1 protein-coding gene and 1 pseudogene are annotated in these 1,047 nt (G+C 43.5%); one reads left to right on the top strand and one right to left on the bottom strand.

Annotated features, from left to right (window positions below):
• A pseudogene (locus R8N46_RS25485) lies at positions 1-251 on the top strand (glycosyl hydrolase family 18 protein); the annotation flags it as partial.
• Positions 252-292: 41 nt separating this feature from the next.
• Here the strand turns inward: R8N46_RS25485 and R8N46_RS25490 are convergent.
• The coding region (locus R8N46_RS25490) for an EAL domain-containing protein (RefSeq protein ID WP_318189815.1) at positions 293-1,047 on the bottom strand (755 nt) is incomplete at its 5' end.

Below are 1,047 nucleotides of genomic sequence, written 5' to 3' on the forward strand. Positions count from 1 at the left end.
TGTTCTGGGAGTTAGTGAAGAACTATGAAGCGAAGCAGGGCTACGAGTACAACTATGATGAGCAATTCCAAGCGCCGTACTTGTGGAATCCTTAAAAGAAAGTCTTTATCTCTTACGAAGATCAACGCTCGATCAAAGCCAAAGCAAATTGGGCGAAACAGGCGAACTTAGGTGGCATTTTTACTTGGGAATTGTCGGGCGACCCGAAAGGCGAGCTTGTTGAGGTGATGTACCAAGAAATGCGGAAATAAACGGAAATCGTGGTTTAAAACCGACATCACTAAAGCCATCGTTAATCTATGATGGCTTTTTCTTCTTTATTGTCTTTCACAAAGCTAACAAGTTGGTCAAAAGAGAGTGGCTTGGAGTATAAATAACCTTGAATCAAATCACAGCCACACGCTTCTAGTTGGTCGCGTTGGCGTTGCGTTTCGACCCCTTCAGCTAAGACTTTCATTTCGAAGTTTTTGCCAATAGCGATGATGTTTTTCACCATATTCAGCGCTTTTTTATCGTGCTCAATATTGTCGACAAAGCTCTTGTCAATTTTAACTTCATCAATCGGCAATGTTCTCAACATGCTTAGTGACGAGTAGCCCGTTCCGAAATCATCCAATGAAATCTTAAAGCCCAAAGCGTGCAAGCGCTCGCAAGTCGGAGAGAACTTTTCTAGATCTTCGATAAACAAGTTCTCGGTAATTTCTAACGTGATTCTATTGCAATCAAGATGGTATTTGTCCATCGCCGCCATCAAGCGCTCTATAAATTTGGCGTGCAGGAACTGCTTGACGGAAATATTGATCGACATCTGAATTGGGGTGGCAAGATGGGTTGTCAGTAAGCCCATATCTTCAAGGCTCTTTTCGATGATCAACTCACCCAATCGCACCATCAAACCAGAGCTTTCAGCGACAGGAACGAATTCGTTAGGTGGCACTTTGCCCAGTTCTTCTTCTTCCCCACGAACAAGCGCCTCAACACCATAAATCTTGCCATTGATGTTTAACTGCGGTTGATAGGCCATAAACAGCGTTTGCTTCTCAATCG

The sequence above is a fragment of the Vibrio sp. 1874 genome, from assembly GCF_033344395.1.
GTDB lineage: Bacteria > Pseudomonadota > Gammaproteobacteria > Enterobacterales > Vibrionaceae > Vibrio > Vibrio alginolyticus.